This is a genomic window from Roseimaritima multifibrata, from assembly GCF_007741495.1.
Taxonomy (GTDB): Bacteria; Planctomycetota; Planctomycetia; order Pirellulales; family Pirellulaceae; genus Roseimaritima; species Roseimaritima multifibrata.
The window spans coordinates 4,819,144-4,838,644 of the sequence record NZ_CP036262.1 but is presented as its reverse complement, the minus strand read 5'-3'; the positions used below and the strand labels follow the sequence as shown (position 1 = coordinate 4,838,644).

Genomic DNA, 19,501 nt, shown 5'->3' with positions numbered 1-19,501 from the left:
TTGGGCAGGTTTGCAAAAGAGGCTACCCACGAAAAAGATTGATCGCTGGAAAAAAGTTGGCAAAACATTTGAGTTTTTGGGCGCTTTTAGGAGGGAGAATGAGGGGCGTAGCAGCAGCTATCCAACTATCTATTAGCATAAACCAAGGGACTGGGGCGGGCAGGCCCTTTAATAATCGACCGATTTGGGCTCTCGAAATTTGTCTTGGCCCTGATGGGGTGATCTGGTACTTTTCGCTCCGTCAGGGTGATTGGCTTCAAGCGATCGCTTGGGGAGTGAAAAACCTACTAAATCTGACTCGAACGAACCCGCAGTTGCCGTTGGAAGGGAGTTCCACGATGGGCCACACTGATCAGGACACGTGCGTTCATATCCGCTGGATGATCCGGCGAGATATGCAAGCCGTGTTGGACATAGAAGCAGCGAGTTTCGAATTCGCGTGGTCCGAAGAGGACTTTATTCGTTGCTTGCGTCAGCGTAATTGTATCGGCATGGTTGCCGAGCACGAAGATCGCGTTGTCGGTTTTATGATTTACGAATTGCACAAAAATCGTTTGCATATTCTGAACTTTGCGGTTCATGATGATGCCAAACGAATGGGCATTGGAAGAGCGATGGTCAGCAAGTTGATCGGGAAACTTTCGAATGATCGGCGCAACCGAATCATGTTGGAAGTTCGCGAAACCAACTTGGAAGCTCAGCTGTTCTTCCGCGGCCTGAATTTTCGAGCGGTCTCCGTACTACGAGACTTCTACGATGACAGTACCGAGGATGCCTATCTGATGCAGTATCGCTATCAGCCGACTGCAGATGAACTAGCACACCCAACCAGTCGAATTTCTCGATTGGCCGGCTAATCAGCCAACGCGTTTAAGTAGAGCCAAAGGTTCGGCAGGTTGTGTTCATTGGAACAGCCGACCGGACCTTTGGCTCTTTTGCGTTGGTGCCTTACGGATGTCGATCAAATTGATGATGCATTGGACCATCCGCAAATAAACGTTCGAGGCGAATCACAGCGGATTTCGCTCTTAGAGATTGTCGCCTCTCTTCGTAGCTCCGCCTCTCGAGACGTGCGATAAATAAGTTGATATTTTGACAGCAGCTGGCACCTGCCAGACACCCGCGCGCCACGTCCCCTCGTCGGTTTACCCGACAGGAACGCAAGATTTCAAATTAGAGGTGGTTGCCCCCACGGTTTTCGCATCCAGTTCGGATTGCCGCTTTTAGCGGCAATCCGAACTGGATGCGTTTTCCTGGAGCCCTGCGAACTAATTTCAAATCTTGGCTTCATGCCAGGCAAGCTGGCAGGGGGCCTTTTCTCCCTGCCACACTCACTACTTATTTATCGCACGTCCCCCGAGGCGGAGAGTTGGCATGCACGAGTCTCGGAGAGACTCGGCTACGGGGGATCGCTCCGACTTGGGCATCGATTTCCCGGTCGGTTCGACCTTCGCTGCTCCGCCTCTTCGTAGCTCCGCCTCTTCGTAGCTCCGCCTCTCCGAGGCGGAGAGTTGGCAAGCACGAGTCTCGGAGAGACTCTACTACGTGCGATCGCTCCGACTTGGGCATCGATTTCCCGGTCGGTTCGACCTTCGTAGCTCCGCCTCTCCGAGGCGGAGAGTTGGCATGCACGAGTCTCGGAGAGACTCGGCTACGGGGGATCGCTCCGACTTGGGCATCGATTTCCCGGTCGGTTCGACCTTCGCTGCTCCGCCTCTTGGCTGGTATTCGGTTTCGTTCCGGGGATTCTCACCCCTGCAACCTATTGAGTTAACCATCTGGGCCTGCAGAGACAAAATAAGCCCGAAGAACCGTTCGCGGCTTATCGATTACTTGTCACCACGAAGGGTAAACGTTGTGTAATGGATTCCTGTTGGCGAATCGTACGCAAAGGCTCCGGTGGGTGCGAAGTACTTTGAGAGTGCATCGAACGGTGGCAGTTCATGGTTTTTCATGATCTCACTTAGTTTCGCTGCTGTTTCATTCGTCTCGCCTGCGCGGGCAAGATCCTCTTTTGCTCCTGGAGCCGCTGCCATTTCATAAAATTGGCGAAGCGTCTCTTGGGCTCGAGAGAAACTGAACAGGAAGGCTGGTTGGCCATCTAATTTTCCCCCCACTTCACTTGCGATCAAGTCGTATTCGACAACTCCGGTCAACCGGGGGACAGCTCCAGCGTCGGCGCGAATGGCTCGTTGTAAGAACGCAGTACTATCACAGAACACGACGTGGTTCCCCAGCAGCGCAAGTTGAGGCTGTGGAGGCCTCATCCCTTCGGGAGCAATTGCATCGGCTCGGGCCGGACGTCTGTAAACGACGACGCTTCCTTCATACTGTTTTTCCAATTGATTTGGAAAAGCTTTGACAAGTTTGTTTAGGGTTTCCGCCGTGCGGGCAGCGTCTTTCATCTCAATCGCGACCAAGCGAGTCTGGCTGTTGACCTTTGCTGGCGGTTCATACCAACGCGCCATCGTAACTCGACCGGTCATCTGATCGATAAGTTCTTTTTGCAGATCAATTTTTGTCCGTTGCAGAAAAGGCGTTTCGACTCTTCGTGAGAGAGTGTCTTCACCTTGGAAGCGGTCAAGAATTCGCCCCAGGCCTTTGTAGGCGTTGGGGAAATCCCAGTAGATCGTGGTATAGCTGCTGACATCGTCAGGAATCCAGTTCGGCGGATTGATGTCTCCCGATTCTGGACGGAGGACGGCGAAGAAGCCATCGCGAGGGGATTCGATCAGGACATGGACGTGAAGGATGCCTTCAAAAAAGTCGCTTCCGGTGAAGCTGCTGCCGCCGACGCCTTTGATTTTTGAGGCCCCCAAGTCCGCGATGATCGGCCAGACCAACGCTGCACCGCCGCCAGCATTTTTGATGAAGCGTTCCGCGATCCCGAAAGGGTTTACGAAGAATGTAATTTGTGGCTCGGTATCTTCCGCCCCGACGCAGGGGCCCATGACGGCTGCGAAGTCTTCATTTTGAGCGAGCGTTTTCCCTTCGGCTTTCCCTTTCCAGCGTTGCAAAGCGTCTTCGACAACGCCTTCTCCGACACCAAACAGCGTGACTCCATCGACCTGACAGAATTCGATTCCTGGTTGCGAAACATTGGGGGCTCGAAAGCCGGTAATTTGAACTCCTAAAACTTCCCGATCATTGTTGACATAGTTTTGGTTGGCCAGTTGATCTGCCAGGCGGTCGAGCATTACCTTCAACAGCGGTGCTTGGTCGCCCGTTTCCAGAATCCCCAGAGCCCCGACCATTGCGTTGCGACGGCGACGCTGATTGATGCGTTCGCGAATCGCTTCGGGCGAATCGTCGGGAGTTTTCGTCGCGGCATTTGGCGAAGTTTTCTCATTGGAATCAGGGGAAACGCCAAATGGGAGCAAGGCAACAGCGACCTCGCCGTCGGGAATGCTTAGCAGCTCGTCCAGCGAAACGCCTAATTGCTCGCTGAGCTTTTCGAACAGTTCGGCACCTGCACCGTACAAGTCGCTGGCCAGCGGTTTCAGTTTCGGATCGTTCAGCATCCGGCCGAACGAACTGTCTTTGAAAATCTCCCGCATTTCCGACGCATCGTCGATTCGAGCGTAGGCCAGAACATCGTGAGGCATTAAATGCGGAGCCCCTGGTCGGGCCGCTGTGCACGGAGACTGCAGAATGCCAAAACTGAGACAAAGAGCCAGGGTGAACATAACGACACGCATAAGGGTTCCTTTTGTGCAGATTATTCAATAGACGAGCTGGAATAGGTTGAGGTGCTACAATGCATCTTAGCCGGATAACCGGTCGGTTCGTTTCCTTTGGATTGACCTTGGCAAAGAAATCAAAACTTTTTGCGGGCTACGGGGTTCAATTGATCGAGAAATGGATAGGGCGAAGATGGCTGCCGCGGTTATCTGAGTTCTGCTTCCGTCCTGCATAAGGTGTCTTTCCAATGCGACATAACCTCTTCACCGCCTCTGTTTTGGCTTTGCTATGCCTAGGTCCCATCGGGGCCTCCTGGGTCGCGGCTCAAGGGACCGGGGGCGGAACGACTGGCGGAACCGGGGCCGCAAATGGACTGGAATTTGGGAGCGGGATTGAAGCCGGTTTGAGCGACCCCAATTCGATTTTTGAGATCGATCGCGGCGACAGCGTCGGAGCCTCCAGTGCAACCGTGTCAGGATTTAGTACCGTCGGTGGGGCCGGCGGTGCAACGGGTGGCGGAGCTGGTGGTTTTGGCGGAGGCGGTTTTGGCGGCGGCATGGGGGGACTTGGAGGCCTTGGGGGGCTGTTTGGTGGAGCTTTTAATCAAGCTCAAGGTCAACAAGACACGTCCAAAACGATTCGCACTCGCTTGCGATCGGCTGTTGAAGTCCGACCAATCCCCTCAGCACAATTGCAGTCGACGCTCCGAGGCCGGCTCGACCGAAACGTCGCAAGCGAACGCTTTCAAGGTGCGACCGTGAGCTTCGAAGATGGCATGGCTCGGCTGTCGGGGACCGTCGCTTCGGAAAAGGACGCGCGTATGGCTCGCCTGCTGATGAGGTTGGAGCCGGGAGTACGCGACGTTCAGGATGATTTGCAGGTCGCCGAATCACTGCCCAGCCCATCGACGATTCCAACGACTAATCTTCCCGTTCGAGGACCACGAGAAGGGCAAGTCGCACCGGGGATGCCAAGTTTTGTCGATCAAAACGGTTGGCGACCACTGCCGAACGCCGAATAGAATCACAAGCCCCAAACAGGTCGGTGTATTAGCACGTAGTAGAGTCTCTCCGAGACTCGTGCTTGCTGGGTTCTCCGCCTCGGAGAGGCGGAGCTACGAGGCGACGGAGCTTCGCGGACACTGCTGCCCAAACATCGCCATCTGAGGCGGTGTAATAGCACGTAGCACGAGTCTCTCCGAGACTCGTGCTCGCTGGGCTCTCCGCCTCGGAGAGGCGGAGCTACGAGGCGGGCGGAGCTACGCGGATACCGCGGCCTAAACATCGCCATCTGGGGTCGGTGCAATCGCACGTAGTAGAGTCTCTCCGAGACTCGTGCTCGCTGGGTTCTCCGCCTCGGAGAGGCGGAGCTACGAGGGGCGGAGCTACGAGGGGCGGCGCTGCGCGAACGCTGTTTCTTTGCCGTCTTTATTCCTTTGCGTCGACGCCGAAGATGGCGGCTTGGTTCAGATGGAACGTCCCCGCTTTGTTTAGCCCGATGCGTACGTATTGAGCCTCGGTCCCGGCAGGGAAATCGATGGTCCATTCGCTGTTCGGTTTGTCTGCGGTCCAAACCTGCTGGAAGTCTTTGCCATCCTTGCTGACCCAGACGGTTAGCCCGTCGGCGCGGGAGTGGAATTGTTTGCTGACGCGGTTTTGCATCCACAGATGTTTTAGCAGCGTCGGTTTGTCCAAGCGGATCGTGACGTAAGGCTTCTCGGCGTCATGGACGGAATGAAAAGCAAAATCAAATCCGCTTCGTGGCGATCCGGCGAGTAACAGGTGGACTTCATCGTTCCAATCTTGATTGGAAAAATTCGGCCCAAGCTGAATCCCGGCGGTCCGCGAAACCTCAGGAATCCCTTTGTGTGAACGCAGCTCTGGTGGTGTTGCGAATTCTGCAAAGATCCAGCCATCTCGCTCCGCTTTGCGGATGTTCTTTTGCTGCCCCAGATACGCGATTAAATCGAGGAATTCGATTGGCGCAATCGTTTTGGCCAACCCTTCCGGCATCGAACTGGCTTTCATTGCTTTGCGGATTTCAATTTCTTCTTTGTCGACATCCACTTTCTTTCCGTCGGCAATTCCTAAGGAAAGGGTGTCATCATCTTCGGACAGGATGAACCCGTTGTGAGTGACCCCGTCGTAGGTCAAAACCATCACGGTTTCAAATCCCTTGGAGATTTCGTGGTTGGGCATCGTGACCGAACGGACAATTTGTTCGGTGCTAAGTCGCATGCCGACATCCGATAGATCGGGGCCGAACTTCTTGCCGATGTCGCCGACTTTGTGGCAAGCCGAGCAAACCTGCTTAAAGACCGGGGCTCCACGCTTTGCATTGCCGCCTTTCAACTTGGCCAGCTGCTGGATCGCGGCCATTCGTTTTTCTAACGGTGCATCGACATCGTCGGCGATATCCAGTGGAACCACCGCTTCACCGCCAGGCCCTGATTTCCGGATGTAACGGACCAGGTACTCTCTGGCCTGTTCGGTACTGCTGGCGAGGTAGGACTCGTTCTTCATCCCTTCGGACCACTGCGGCTCGAGGGCCTGCAAGGCATGTTCCAACGTGTATTCAATCCAGTAGTCCAGCGGATGGTTCGTGGCGGCTAGGACCAGTTCCGTTGCCCTTGGCGACTTGGAAAGACTGAGGCCACGAATCCCCTCCAATCGGACTCGAGGGTCCGGGTCGTTGACGGCCGCTTCAAAATAGCGATCGACGTCTTCGATGCGGCTCATTTCATTCGTGACCGTGTGGATCGCGGCCGCTCGGGCATTTTTGTTGTCCGATTGCAGGATCGCGTCCAATAAATTGGTGTCGACGTCGCGGAAACTTTCCTGAGCCCACATCGCTTCGCAGAGTTGCATTGGGTCGGAGTTCCCCTGCAGCGAGGAAGCGATGGCGGCGTCGACTTCCGCCTTTGGTCGATTGCGCAGTTCGCGGCGAATTCGATAACGCGTTCGCAGTTCTGGAACCTGCAACGCGGCAAGCAATTCCGCAGCGGACGATTGGGAATAATCAACCGTTTCCAAAAGTGGTTTGTCCTTGTAAACCATACGGTAGACGCGGCCATGGGTGTGGTCGCGATTGGGGTCGCGTTGGGAATACTGCATATGGCCGATTAGGGCATTGCACCAGTCACCGAACCAGAGGGCACCGTCAGGCCCAATTTTAGGATCGACAGGTCGGAAGATCATGTCGGTGGAATCGACAAAGTCTTCGATTCGTTTTCCAGTGAAGCCGGCCGTCCCCGCTTCGTCTTCCACAGTGAACCGTGGCATCCCGTGCATGTTGATCACACAGGCATAAATGAATTCTCCTTGGATGTCGTCCGGGAAATGGCGAGAGAAGAGGAATTCGTTCCCGACCGCAGGCCGCATCCCTTCGTTGTCGAAGATCGGTTGTAGGGTTTTGCGGCTGGCCACGTCCGCGCCTGTCAGTGGGCTAAGCCAATGCTGTTTGGCGTTCGTGCCATCGCCGATGATTCCATTGCCCCACTCGTCAAACACTAAGCACCAGGGGTTCCCGTAACCGGGAGTCCGAAAGTGGCGAACCTGCATGGAATGGGGATCCAGGATGTAACCTCCCCCGCTGTTCTTGTTGCGGAAGGCTCCCCAAGGCGTTTCCAAAGTGGTCGAAAGCGAGACCCCTTCCAGCATGTACAGCAGGCCGCCGGGAGAAAATTCCCAGGCGCCCACTGTGTGGTGAGTGTCGTCGGTGGCGATCCCATCGATCAGTTGAATCGCTTCGTCGGCTTGGTCATCGCCATCGTTGTCTTTTAGGAACAAGATCCGAGGTTCATCGACCACCAGGACGCCGCCGTTCCAGAACTCGAATCCGGTGGGGCAGATCAATTTGTCATAGAAGGTCGTGCACTTATCCGCTTTGCCGTCGTTGTCGGTGTCTTCCAGGATCAGCAGGCGATCGTCGGGGCGTTTGGCGCCTGGTTGCCACTGCGGATAGTTTGCCATGCAAGATACCCACAGTCGACCTTTCGCATCAAAAGCGATTTGATTGGGGTTAGCCAGTTCCGGGAATTCACGCTCCGAGGCAAACAGTTCAATCTCGAAGCCGTCCGGAACGTTCATCATCTTGATCGACTCTTCAGGAGTCGGATAAATCAATTTTTCGGGTTCACGCATCTTGCGAAAATTTTCGTTGCGTGTGCCGAACATCGTCGGTGGGATGACAACGTCGCCGGTCGCTGAGTCATCCGGTTTGTCCGCGACCGCTTTGCCAGCGACCAAGTCCCAGATGTACTGATCGCGGACTTCGACCATGTTTCGGATCTTGCGGTATTCGGTCGGGAACGTTTCCGTATCCCATGTGCGGCGGCCGCCGTAGACGTACCAACCATTTAGCATGCGGTAATCTTGCAGATGCAACCAGGCTTTATCGTTTACCCAGTTGCGGACCTTTTCGTATTTGGGGCCCGACAGATTCGGCGAAGCGTCGCCGGAAAGCAAAGCACGATCCAGTTCGTAGGCGATCAAGCGGTCGCCGTCCTCGTTCAGGTGAATCCCATTGATCGTGTACTGAGTCCCTTGTTCTTTGCTGAATTGCTGCAGCGTCGGAGTGTAAAGGTCTACAAAGTCATGACCGTCGGCTTCCGCCAATTGCTGAATTCGGTCGGTGTAGGCTTTTAACGCGGCATTCCGTTCTTGTGGGTCGGGATGGAGCGGGTTGCCGGTTGCTTCAAAAGCGGTTGGGCTGACAAGAACGAACTTTGCCTTGCCATCTTGGCCGTACTTCTCCGCCGTCTTTTTGATGTATTCGCGGTAGGCTTCGACAAAAGCATCAAGGGTCGCTTCATCGGTGCCTGCAAACGATTCGTTGAACCCAAAAAAGCATAGGAAGCGATTGGGCGCAAAAACTTCAAGAGGATCATCGATCGTGGTGTAGCTGTTAGGACGCTGTTGGTTACCCACTTCATCGGCCGGCCAGCCGAAATTGCGAAACTGAGTTTGTAGGCCTTCGGTATGAAGTTGCCAGCGAGTTTCAAAATGACCGTAAAGGTTCATTCGCTCGGCCAAGGCATTGCCGACCATCGCAACTTTTTCGCCCGGTTCCAGTTTCAGAGTCGGTTCGGCCGCCTGAAGCGTCGAGCCGGCTGACAGGCTCCCGTTCAAAAAGAAATAAACCGCGAGGGCCGGAAGCAAAAGGGTGCGCATGGTGTGCATCGAGTCAAGTTTCCTTAATCCGGTAACTGTACCGCCCATGGAACAGTTCTTCGGGTGGAGGGGATGGATCTACCGATCGGTGGCATTCTGCTAAGCAAATAGTATAAGCAGATCAACGTTTTGGGGGAAGAAAACTTTCCTGCGGTAGCTTTGCAGATTCCAGCAGACGCCCAACGCTGGTTCGGGTTTGCTCTCAGCCGTTTGGACGCTAGGCAGCGGTTCTGGGCACTGGAATCTTGGGCACTGGAATCTTGGGCACTGGAATCTTGGGGATTAGAAAAAGAACCGTGGACAAATCGTCCCAGCAGCTGATTCGTGGAAAGTTTTGCTTGCCATTGCCAGAGACCGTGCAGTCGACACGGCTGCTATCGACCGCCGATTGGTCCATCGATACAGCGAATTGTTGCTTGATTTTGCCTAAGGCTGTAGTGTGAAGGTTGGCCTGTGCGGTTTGTTTTCGAAACCGGTCCAAAAGAATGTTTCAGTGCAATCGACATTCGAAAGTGGCTGAGCGGCGAGGGTCGCCGTGTCGGATTGCTTGCAAGCTAGATGCCATCGCCACCATCCGTTCATTTTTTTGAAATGCCTATATGGCCTGTAAATCCCGTTGATCCCCAAATCGCAATGAGGGCTGCTGCGGAAAGTTACGCGTTCTAAACTGCCCTGTTTTCGATTTCGGTTACGGTCGCTTCGATCGCGATTTTCCTGTTTGCACGCTACGATCTGCGTTCCGCTGCGTTTGCTGCGGTGACCATTTGCATGCATCCTTTGTGGACGCTCTCGGATACATGGTCTGACAATGGGGCAATGCTAAGGTTTGCTTCAACCGGTTGGATTGCGGTCGCTTGTATCTCGCTTGGCCTGGCGTTGTTTTCGGTTTATCGGCATGGGACGAAGCCGCGACATCGCGTCGGGTTACAGTTCACCAGTCGGACTTTGGTCATGCTTACCACAGCCGTGGCCGCCACGCTTTTCCTGACGCAACCACCGATGTTTGACGTGGTACCATTGTCACGAATCTTGCCAGCCATTTGGGTTGTGTTCATGCTGATCATTGCCTTGCATTCCGCGGAGCCTAGGCGTCAGAGGAAACTTCCCGTCCAGATTGAGGTACCTAGTGCGTTGAACGCCGATTGGGGCGGAGGGAAGGCTGAGCTCAATAAACGATGAACCGCAGCGCAGGATCAGACTCCGTCTTCTGGCCGTCTGTTCCTATTTTTCTTCCCTAACTTCACTTGCTCAAAAATAGACCGTGTCTGCACCGTCCAATATTGGGACGCACCGGGGGCGTGAACTAGAAGCAGTTGATTTTGGGGACCGGCGATCAGTCGTTCAGGCCCAGCTTGGCTAGCCATCGCCTTGCGGGTTTGCCTTCAATCATCACTTCGGTTTCGCGACTTTGGTCGGAGAGTAGTTCTTCCAGTTCATTGTTTCGTTTTTCGATGTTTTGCCGTTCTCTGGCCAGTCGAGCTCTTTCCAGCGAGACCTCGATTTCTGCGGCTCGTAGTTTCTCTTGCCACTCGTTTTGGATTTGCAGCAATTTTTCCCGTTCTTCACGCACCAATTCGTCTTGGTCCAAGAGGTTCGCGATTGCGGAGGCACCGATGGCGACATCGCCCACGGTCCCCGATTGCTGTTCCAGGAGCTGCCGCAATTCGCTGATTTCTTTGTCGCGCCAAATGATCTCGCGGTCGGTTTGCATGATCGTTTGACGAAGATTCTGCAGCTCTTCCAAAGTCGATTTCGCTTCATCCGAATTGTCATCGTTGAAAGAGTCTTCTTCGTTTTCCAGCCGCGCTAGGATCAGCTGCTTGCGTTCTTCCCAAGAAAGCGATTCGCTCATCCCGCCGCTGCTGAAGTCCAGTTTTCCTCGGATGCTACTATCGGTGCATTTTGCGGCGAGGTCTTTGTTTTGTGCTTCAAGGTCCGCAATGCGATGCTTCGCGTCATCTAGTTCTTGGGTGAGTTGATCAAGGTTGGTTTGTTGACCCTCTGTGAATAGATGTTCCGACTGGTGTTCGTCGGCGTGTCGTTGGAGTTCGAGGTTCGATTCTCGCAGCAGTTCCAGTTCACGCACCAGAAATTGCAATTCTTCTTGCTGTTGTTCGAACTGGACATAGAGGGAATCGAAAGCTTCCGATTTCGCCTGCAGATCAATGGTCAGCTGTTCGCGTTCACTGTCTGACGTGCCTTGTTCGGCCGCCATCGACACGTTGGCTTGTTCGATATTTTCGACGCAAGATGCGTATCGCTGCAGGATCGATTCGATGCTGGTCGTTTTTTCGTGCAGGTCGGCGATTTTGTCGTCGCTTGCCCGTCTCTGTTCGGCGCGCAGCTGACGAGCGAGGGTTCTTCGCCTTGCGGTCAGGTCGGCTTCGCGGGAGGCCAATTCCGCTTCTCGCAACCAAAGCGATTCTTCCTTCGCATCCAGTTTGTCGCTGAATTCCAGTAATTCCGACAACGAATTGTCGTCCGTTTCAGCAGTGGGATTCGTCTCGGTCAACAACGTTTGAATGGCCGATAAACGTTCGCGGATCACATCAACTTCGACGGCTGATGGAGAGGCTGCTGTTTTCTTCTCGGGCCTTTGTGAGCGAATTTGACTGCGAATCGACCCCTTGGTCGCGTCGGCGTCGGGAGTCCCGGCTTCCGCTGCGGGAGCGTCCGGCGTGTCCCCGTTCGAATGGTCGAGTGGGGTTAGGGTGTCGTCACTTGGGGCGTTTGCATCTGGGGTTTGGGTAGCCGCAACGGTGCCCGAGGCCTGAGGGGACCGGGTAGGCGATTTCGGAGATTTGTGATTTCTATTTCTGCGGGCCATTTGACGTTTTACTAGTGGGGCTTGTGCCCAATGCCGGAGCGTAGTTCGCTCGGATTTGGCATGAAACACTATTTCCTCCTAAATCCGTAGGTTAGGCTTCGGAGTCGGTCAAAATCGTACCTGTTTCGAAAGGACTGGATTGCGGAAAATCGGACTGCTGGGGCGGTTGGTCCGGTTGCGCTGGTTGGGAGGGAGCCCTATGCCTGCTCTGCAGGGGGATGTCTTCTCGGAAGAGCCCAGCTTGGTATACTGGGAACTCCCAACTTCCCAGGGGTTCGGCCATTACAGCATCGAGCCCGCTATTCAACCGTTTTCGCCTAATTTTGTCAGGGCTTATGAAGCGTCCGCGTCACATCGATTCTCTACTTCAGCAATGGCCCTACGATCCGTCTGCGCTATCGGTCCGAATCATCAAAGGAGCCGACGGTCGTGAAGTGGTGCAGATGCGGGTGGATATGGGGATCCTGCAGCTGGAAACAACGGGTCGCCCCGACGGAACTCGGCCTTTCGAATGCACCTCGTTTCTCGAATACTTAAGCAAGCGAGAAATTGAAGAAGGGGAATTCACCCTTACTGAGGAAGAGTGCAACGAAGTCGACCGCGAATTCATGCAGATGTACCATCGCAGGATTTGCTGGCTTCGGCTGGAATCTTACCAGAATGCGGTTATCGACGCCGATCATACGCTTGGGCTGATGGACATCGCGACCAGGCTTTCGCCGGACGAAGAATGGACCGTGACGCACGAAGAATACCGCCCGTTTGTTTGGTTTCAGCGGACGCAGGCGTATGCCTTGGCGGAGTTGGAAGAAAATGGACCCGAGGCGGCCATTCAAGCTTTTAATGCTGGTTTGGAATCGATTCGCCAGATTTTCATTCAACATGAAATCGAAGAGCACTTCGAAACGGATGAATTGGTCCAACGGTTGGAAGGATTGCGGGAAGCCCTCCGCAAGGAATACTCCGTCGGAAGCACGCTGGTCGAACGCCTTGATGCGGCTGTCGCTGAAGAAAAATACGAATTAGCCGCAAAGTTGCGTGACGAGTTGGCTCGTCGCGATGCGATCTAAGGTTTCTCGTGAAAGTGCAGATGAACTCCTTGGCGGAGAGGCTCCTATGAACGTCTCGGCCTGGAATTTGGGAGTTCATTTAAGCCCGCAGTTTGGGACCTCGACCTGGTTGCTGCAGTTGCGGTGGATGGCCGTGCTGGGGCAGTTGATCACGGTTGCGATCGCTTGGGGCGTGGTCGATTCCCACATCCCGCTGGTTCCTCTGCTGCTGTTGATTGGATTGACCGCAAGTACGAATCTGGTCTTTGGAATCTGGCTGTGGCGGTCCAAGCGGTGGGTCAGCAGTTCGGCCGAAATCTCTTTACCGGCCCGTGACAAAAGCCATCGATCTGCGGATCTTGTCCCGCCAGGCCTGATGTTGCTTGACCTGGGAACGTTGACGGCAATGCTCTATTTCACCGGCGGCGCCGTCAATCCATTTGCGTTGTTTTACTTTGTCAACTTAGCCGTTGGCGGGGTCATCTTAAGGCCTCGCTGGGCTTGGGGGCTGACCGCGTTTGCGATCGTCGCGCATACCGCCTTGCTGGAATTTTATCGGCCTCTTGAGCAGATTGTTCTGCCTCCGTTGGGGGTCGCTTCGCATGTGTCGACGCTCGGCTTGGCGATCGCGTTTACGACTTGTGCGGCAGTTGTCACCTTTTTTGTCACCCATACCGCAGCCGAATTGACGCGTCGGCAACAGCAACTACGCCGCTCGGAGGAAGAACGGACGCGAAGTCGCCAACTGGAAGGGTTGACGACATTAGCCGCCGGAGCTGCCCATGAATTGGCGACTCCGCTTTCGACCATCGATGTCGTGGTCCGTGAACTGGGGCGGCACCTGGAAGAGTGTCAGACGCCGCCTACCGTTGAGCATGATTTGAAACTGATCGATCATGAATTGGAATCGTGCCGGCAAATATTGCTGCGAATGCGCGCCGCCGCAGGAGACCAATCAGGGCAGAGTTGGCAGCGGACAACAGTGGAAGATTTGATCGATACCACGCTGGATGGAGTCCGAGATCCTCATCGTGTCGATGTTGTTGATGGACCGGAATCGGTCGAGCAACAGGTGTTGTGGTTGCCGCAGGAAGCGGTTGCACAGGCGATTCGAAACCTGATTCACAACGGCCTTGATGCGGGCGGTCCCGAATCCCGTGTGCGGATCGAAGCTTGCCTAGAAGGTGATCAGATTCTGCTGAAAATCGATGATTTCGGAGAAGGGATGTCGAGTGCTGTGTTGGGACGAATCGGTGAACCGTTTTTTACGACGAAAGAGCCCGGACGAGGAATGGGGCTGGGGCTGTTTTTGACTCGCAACTTGATCGCCAAGTTAGGAGGCCAAATCAAATTTGATAGTCACGCAGGCAAAGGAACCACGGTTTCAGTCCTCTTGCCAATCGATGCCCCCGCGACCCGTTAGTCGCCGCAAGCGTAGTCGAGTCTCTCCGAGACTCGTGCTGAGCAAGCTCTCCGCCTCGGAGAGGCGGAGCTACGTAGTCGAGTCTCTCCGAGACTCGTGCTGAGCAAACTCTCCGCCTCGGAGAGGCGGAGCTACGGCAATGGCTGGTTCCTTCTCCGCCAGCCCGTTGGCGAAGGCGAACGGTGCTGCTGCCCGCTACAATAGGCCGCCCTCCCCTTTCCTCGATGATTCCCAAACACGGTTCCACTCTTGTCTATTTCTCGTCAGGCCATCGGCTTAATGGGCGGCCCCATTTTGGCTGTTCTCGTTTTTGTTTTTTGTTTTCAAAGCGATATCTCCTGGGAAGCCTCTTGTTGCGCTGGGGTCGCTACGCTTTGTGCCGTATGGTGGATCCTTGAAACATTGGATCTTGCCGTTGTTGGGATCGTGCCGTTTGTGGCGTTTCCGGTCCTCGGCGTTCTTAGCGCTTCCGACGTCGCCGGGGCTTACGGGCATTCGATGATCCTGTTGTTGTTAGGGGGCGCCTTCTTGTCTGCAGGGATGGAAAAGTGTGGCGCCCATCGTCGCTTGGCGCTCTATTTGGTGCGGGCCGTTGGAGGGAGTAATGGGCGGCGATTAGTGCTGGGGGTGATGTTGGCGACCGCGGGACTGTCGATGTGGATCAGCAACACGGCAACCGCTCTGATGATGTTGCCCATTGCAATGGCGATCCTTTCACAGATTGAAGACGACCATGCCCTGCGGACGGCGCTGTTGCTGGGAATCGCTTACGCCGCCAGTATCGGAGGGATGGGAACACCGATCGGCACGCCCCCAAACGTCCTGATGGTCGGATATGTGCAAGAAACCTTTGGCCATGAGGTGACGTTTTTCGATTGGATGCAAGTCACTCTGCCAATCGTCTTAGTCTTGCTTCCAGTCACCTGGCTGTGGATCACTCGGAAATTGGAAGGCGCCCACTCGATTCAGATGCCCGATGTGGGAGTCTGGCGGCAAAGTGAGGTCCGTGTTCTGATCATTTTCGTGGTGACCGCATTGGCTTGGGTGTTCCGTGCGGCTCCTGCAGGCGGGTGGTCCAGTTGGATTCCTGTGACGGACAGCGACGGCCGCTCGATGATCAACGATGCGACCATCGCTTTGGCTGCGTCACTTGCGTTGTTCATTGTTCCCGCCGGAGACAAACCAGCGGAGCCTGTCCGCGACGATTCCGAAGAGGCTCCGCCTCGTTGCACGGAAAGATTGCTCGATTGGAAAGCGACATCGCGCGTCCCTTGGGGGATTTTGCTGATGTTTGGCGGCGGGCTGGCGTTGGCGCAGGGATTCGAAACCAGCGGCCTCAGCCAGATCGTGGGGACTCAGCTAAGTCGTATCGCCGATCAACCCCCGTGGCTATTGATGTTGGTCCTCTGCTTGGTTGTTACCTTTTTAACGGAAATCACCAGCGGCACCGCAACCACGTCATTGTTGCTGCCCGTTTTAGGCGGGATGTCGATCGTCAGTGGGCTCCCGTACGAATTGATTTTGTATCCTGCCGCGATCAGTGCAAGCTGTGCATTCATGCTGCCCGTTGCCTCGCCTCCTAACACGATCGTGTTTGCGACCGGAAGTCTATCGACGCAGCAGATGGCTCGGACCGGTTTGGGGCTTAACTTGATCGCTGCATTCTTGATCTCGACCGTCTGTTACTTCTTGATTCCGACTTCAGACCGAGAGCCGGCTGCCAGTGAAGCCGCCGTGCCGTCAGAGAGCCAGGCTGCGGGCGTACGCTAGTTGTTGTTGCCGCGAGAAATAGAATTGACAGGCGAGCATGCAGGTAATCGACAACCCGCCTGTGATGTAACACATCGGCAAGAAAAAGACCATGAAGTCTCCTCCTGGATCCAACGCATTGCGTGCCAGCATCACCGCCACGTATCCGAGGTAGCCGATCGCATCGGCTAGGTACATTAGAAACACCAGGCTACCGCGGTCGCGGGTAATCGCAAGCATCCGCTCGAAGAGCGTGGTGTGAGTTGCGACATAGGGAAGGTACAGACCGATGCCGATTAAGACCATGAAAGTAAAGCCGCTTAGATGGCCGGTGTGTTGTCCAAGGGAAGCGGCAAGTAGCAAACCAGAACCGGTGATGCAAATTAGAATTGCGACGCGGAAGGCGCGGTAGTTGTTGGTGATCAGTACTGCAAATCCATTTGCCAAAGTGACCGCCAATCCGACCCATAGCTCAGAAAAGCTGAACAGTTCGGGGGTTGTGGTGACACCTAGGCTGCCCCAAATCTCCGGGGCAAAATCGGAGCGAATGCTTCGCACCACCGTGACCATCAGGTACATCATCAGCAGCGGGATAAGTCCCCCTGCATAACGGATGATGAAGGATTTGCGGTCTTGGGAAGTCATCTGAACCCGTTCACTTCTGGCGACAATGTCTCGTTTGCTGGGTTGCTTGACGCCGCTTAGCATCCATACGAAACCAAGTAATGGGAGGAGGAAGAGGATGCCGACACCGGCCGGCATCCAAAACTGCGAGACCCCTGAATCAAGCAACAGTTTGCCAACCGACTTGGTGAATCCATCCGCGAGGATGAAACTGGTACAGAGGATCGCCGCCAACGCTTCGGTTTGTCGCCGTCCCTCCAGAAAACTGATCACCAATCCGAAGACCATCCCCAGTGGCAAACCATTCAGGAACAAACAGAACAAATTCCAAGGGGCCGGAACGATCGCCAGCAGAATCAACGCCAGTTCCGCCAGCAGGATCAATGCGATGATCGACCAAGCCCTACGGTTAGGTTTTAATTCCGTCAGGACTTTGATCCCGATGAATTTGGAAAGCGTGTAACCGAGCACCTGTGAAGCGACCGCGATCACTTTGTAATCCCAGTCGCCGACGTGCAGCCCATCAAACTGAGCCACTGCAAAAGGTTTGCGAAAGGCGTACATGCAAAAGTACGTTCCGAAGGCAGCGACCACCGCCCAAAGCATTTCTCGTCCTTTGGCTTCCCCGCCTGACGGGGTTGTGGGGAGCGTTTGAGAGGAGGCCGAAGCGGGTGCGGGATCGGTGCCCATTACGTCTTTCCAAAGAGCCGGAGGGGTCGAAGCGTGTCGCTGGCGATGCGGTGTCGCAAGTAAAACAGTTGCCTGTTGCGGATGCCAGTCTTAACCGGTGAAGTTTGCGTTAAGGTTGCCGGTCACGGGTTGGGTTCGGAAAGGGATGCGATAAGCTACCTCCGTCGTCCACTGCTTGAATGTTTATAGTGTTGGTTGTCCGCACAACCAACCAAAAAATTTGGAAAGTAGAGCAAAACCAAATGTCCGAATCACTGGCTTTTCGTTCACCTTCTGAAACCTTCGATGTGGCGGTTGTCGGAGCTGGGATCGTCGGCTTGGCCAATGCATGGATGGCCGCTGCACGAGGGTTGCGAGTCGTTCTGTTAGAACGTTCTCCCCTTGCCACTGGAGCTTCGGTCCGCAATTTCGGAATGGTGTGGCCGATCGGACAGCCCGCTGGTGAGCGGTACCAGATGGCTTTGCGGTCGAGAGAGTTGTGGATGCATCTAGGGGAGCACGCGGATGTATGGGTGAACCGATGCGGCTCGCTTCACCTGGCACATCATGACGACGAATGGAGCGTCCTGCAGGAATATGTTCAACAGAATGAATCCGTAGGAAATGGTGTTGAACTATTCGATCCCGAACAAACCATGCGAAAGACTTCGGCAGCTCAGCCGACTGGACTGCGCGGAGCGATGTGGAGCCCCGCTGAATTGTGCGTGAATCCTCCGCAAGCGATCGCGCGAATTCCTGGATGGCTGGAGGCTACCTATCAGGTCGAATGCCGTTTCAACACGGCGGTCTCGCATATCGATGGGAATCGATTGCTGGCCAGCGATGGGCGGTCCTGGCAGGCCGACCAAATCGTCGTTTGCAGCGGGAGCGATTTTCAAACGCTTCTCCCGGAAGCGTTTCGGGAAATCGATCTGAAGGTTTGTAAGCTGCAAATGATGCGAACTTCGGCTCAGCCCGATGGCTGGCGATTGGGCCCACACCTGGCGAGTGGATTGACGCTCCGTCATTACGAGTCTTTTTTGCAGTGCCCTTCCCTTCCCCGGCTTCAGCAACGGATTCAAGAAGAGAGTCCGGAACTGGATCGGTTTGGGGTTCATGTGATGGCTTCGCAGAATGAATTGGGACAGGTCGTGTTGGGGGATTCTCATGAATACGAGCAGACCGATAGCCCCTTCGATAAAACAATGATTGACCGTTTGATTTTGCGGGAAGTGCAAAAGCAGTTCCAGCTTCCCAGCTGGGACATCGAAGCCCGGTGGCATGGCGTTTATGCTAAGTTCCCTGGCAATGTCATCTATTCCGCTCAGCCCCAGCCAGGGGTGCGTGTGTGTGTGGCTCCCGGCGGAGCGGGAATGACGATGTCTTTTGGTTGGGCCGATCAATTTTGGAAAGAACAGACCTCACAGGAAATGGAAATATGAGTTCTCAAGAAGTGCCGCAGCTGAAAGCCGTTATTCTCGATTGGGCCGGCACGACGATCGACTTTGGGAGCTGTGCGCCGGCGTCGGTTTTTGTCGAAATCTTTCGTCAACGTGGCGTCGATATCACGGCGGCACAGGCTCGCGAACCGATGGGCCGAGCCAAACGGGATCACATCGCAGCCGTGGCAGCGATGCCTGAAGTGGATGCCCTCTGGCGGGCGATTCACGATGGAGCTTCGATAACCAATGACCAAATCGAAGCGATGTACAATGATTTTTTGCCGCTGCAAAAAAAGACATTGGGCAATCATAGTCAGATGATCGAAGGCGTTTGTGAAACGATTCATTGGTGTCGCGAGCAAGGTCTGAAGATCGGTTCCACGACGGGCTATACTCGCGAACTTTTGCAAATTGTTGCCGCCGCTGCTGCCGAACAAGGCTACGTTCCCGATTGTGCACTGGGAGTGGAGGACGCGCCCGCAGGCCGTCCTGCCCCCTATTTGATCTATCAGGCGGCCTTGCAGATGGAGGTCTTTCCACTCTGGCGGATCGTTAAGGTTGATGACACGGTTGTGGGAATCGAAGCGGGGCGAAATGCCGGGTGCTGGACCGTCGGAGTCACACGGACGGGCAACGGAGTGGGCCTGTCGGAAGCGGAATGGGACGGCCTGGGAAAGCCTGAGCAAACGGAAAAAATCGACGCCGCCGCAGCCTCTTTGAAGCAAGCAGGGGCTCATCGTATCGTCGAAAGTGTTGCCGATTTAGTGCCTGTCTTAATCGATTTTAATGACCGATTGGCAGCGGGCGAACTTCCGTAACCGCCGGCGTCATTGTTGGCTTCTACGAAAAATGGCCAGCCACGAAAA

Annotated in this window: 11 protein-coding genes; 7 read left to right on the top strand and 4 right to left on the bottom strand. The window is 54.9% G+C overall.

Annotated elements, in window-relative coordinates:
* Positions 1-338 precede the first annotated feature (338 nt).
* Positions 339-857 (top strand): ribosomal protein S18-alanine N-acetyltransferase, encoded by a 519-nt coding sequence (gene rimI, locus FF011L_RS17515; RefSeq protein ID WP_246109479.1) that lies wholly within the window; start codon positions 339-341, stop codon positions 855-857.
* A 972-nt stretch (positions 858-1,829) separates the two neighbouring features.
* On the opposite strand, the gene FF011L_RS17510 is transcribed toward rimI, so the two are convergent.
* Complete coding sequence (locus tag FF011L_RS17510) at positions 1,830-3,605, bottom strand: hypothetical protein (protein ID WP_145352888.1); 1,776 nt, start codon at positions 3,603-3,605, stop codon at positions 1,830-1,832.
* Between the two features lie 323 nt (positions 3,606-3,928).
* Here FF011L_RS17510 and FF011L_RS17505 point away from each other — a divergent pair, with 323 nt between their 5' ends.
* The gene (locus tag FF011L_RS17505) at positions 3,929-4,702 is read left to right on the top strand and encodes a BON domain-containing protein (RefSeq protein ID WP_145352887.1); all 774 of its coding nucleotides are present in this window, start codon (positions 3,929-3,931) and stop codon (positions 4,700-4,702) included.
* 406 nt (positions 4,703-5,108) lie between these two features.
* Here FF011L_RS17505 and FF011L_RS17500 read toward each other — a convergent pair whose 3' ends face one another.
* Both FF011L_RS17500 and FF011L_RS17495 read right to left on the bottom strand, forming a co-directional pair.
* The gene (locus FF011L_RS17500; RefSeq protein WP_145352886.1) at positions 5,109-8,861 is read right to left on the bottom strand and encodes a PVC-type heme-binding CxxCH protein; all 3,753 of its coding nucleotides are present in this window, start codon (positions 8,859-8,861) and stop codon (positions 5,109-5,111) included.
* Positions 8,862-10,185: 1,324 nt separating this feature from the next.
* On the bottom strand, positions 10,186-11,679 hold the full coding sequence (locus FF011L_RS17495) for a coiled-coil domain-containing protein (protein ID WP_145352885.1): 1,494 nt from the start codon (positions 11,677-11,679) through the stop codon (positions 10,186-10,188).
* A 335-nt stretch (positions 11,680-12,014) separates the two neighbouring features.
* Between FF011L_RS17495 and FF011L_RS17490 the strand changes: the two genes are divergently transcribed.
* From FF011L_RS17490 to FF011L_RS17480, 3 genes are all read left to right on the top strand, one after another.
* Positions 12,015-12,749 carry a UvrB/UvrC motif-containing protein gene (locus FF011L_RS17490; protein ID WP_145352884.1) on the top strand — a complete coding sequence of 245 codons (735 nt, stop codon included), beginning with the start codon at positions 12,015-12,017 and terminating at the stop codon, positions 12,747-12,749.
* 46 nt (positions 12,750-12,795) lie between these two features.
* Positions 12,796-14,151 (top strand): ATP-binding protein, encoded by a 1,356-nt coding sequence (locus FF011L_RS17485; RefSeq protein WP_145352883.1) that lies wholly within the window; start codon positions 12,796-12,798, stop codon positions 14,149-14,151.
* A gap of 249 nt (positions 14,152-14,400) precedes the next feature.
* Positions 14,401-15,921, top strand: coding sequence for an SLC13 family permease (locus FF011L_RS17480; RefSeq protein ID WP_218932703.1), 1,521 nt, complete (start codon positions 14,401-14,403; stop codon positions 15,919-15,921).
* Here the strand turns inward: FF011L_RS17480 and FF011L_RS17475 are convergent.
* Positions 15,892-17,214, bottom strand: coding sequence for a DUF5690 family protein (locus tag FF011L_RS17475; protein ID WP_246109478.1), 1,323 nt, complete (start codon positions 17,212-17,214; stop codon positions 15,892-15,894). The two genes, FF011L_RS17480 and FF011L_RS17475, sit on opposite strands and share 30 nt — an antisense overlap.
* Before the next feature lie 242 nt (positions 17,215-17,456).
* Between FF011L_RS17475 and FF011L_RS17470 the strand changes: the two genes are divergently transcribed.
* Both FF011L_RS17470 and phnX read left to right on the top strand, forming a co-directional pair.
* Positions 17,457-18,635 carry a TIGR03364 family FAD-dependent oxidoreductase gene (locus FF011L_RS17470; RefSeq protein ID WP_145352882.1) on the top strand — a complete coding sequence of 393 codons (1,179 nt, stop codon included), beginning with the start codon at positions 17,457-17,459 and terminating at the stop codon, positions 18,633-18,635.
* Positions 18,632-19,453 carry a phosphonoacetaldehyde hydrolase gene (gene phnX, locus FF011L_RS17465; protein ID WP_145352881.1) on the top strand — a complete coding sequence of 274 codons (822 nt, stop codon included), beginning with the start codon at positions 18,632-18,634 and terminating at the stop codon, positions 19,451-19,453. The genes FF011L_RS17470 and phnX overlap by 4 nt, the downstream gene beginning before the upstream one ends.
* The last annotated feature ends 48 nt before the right edge of the window (positions 19,454-19,501 follow it).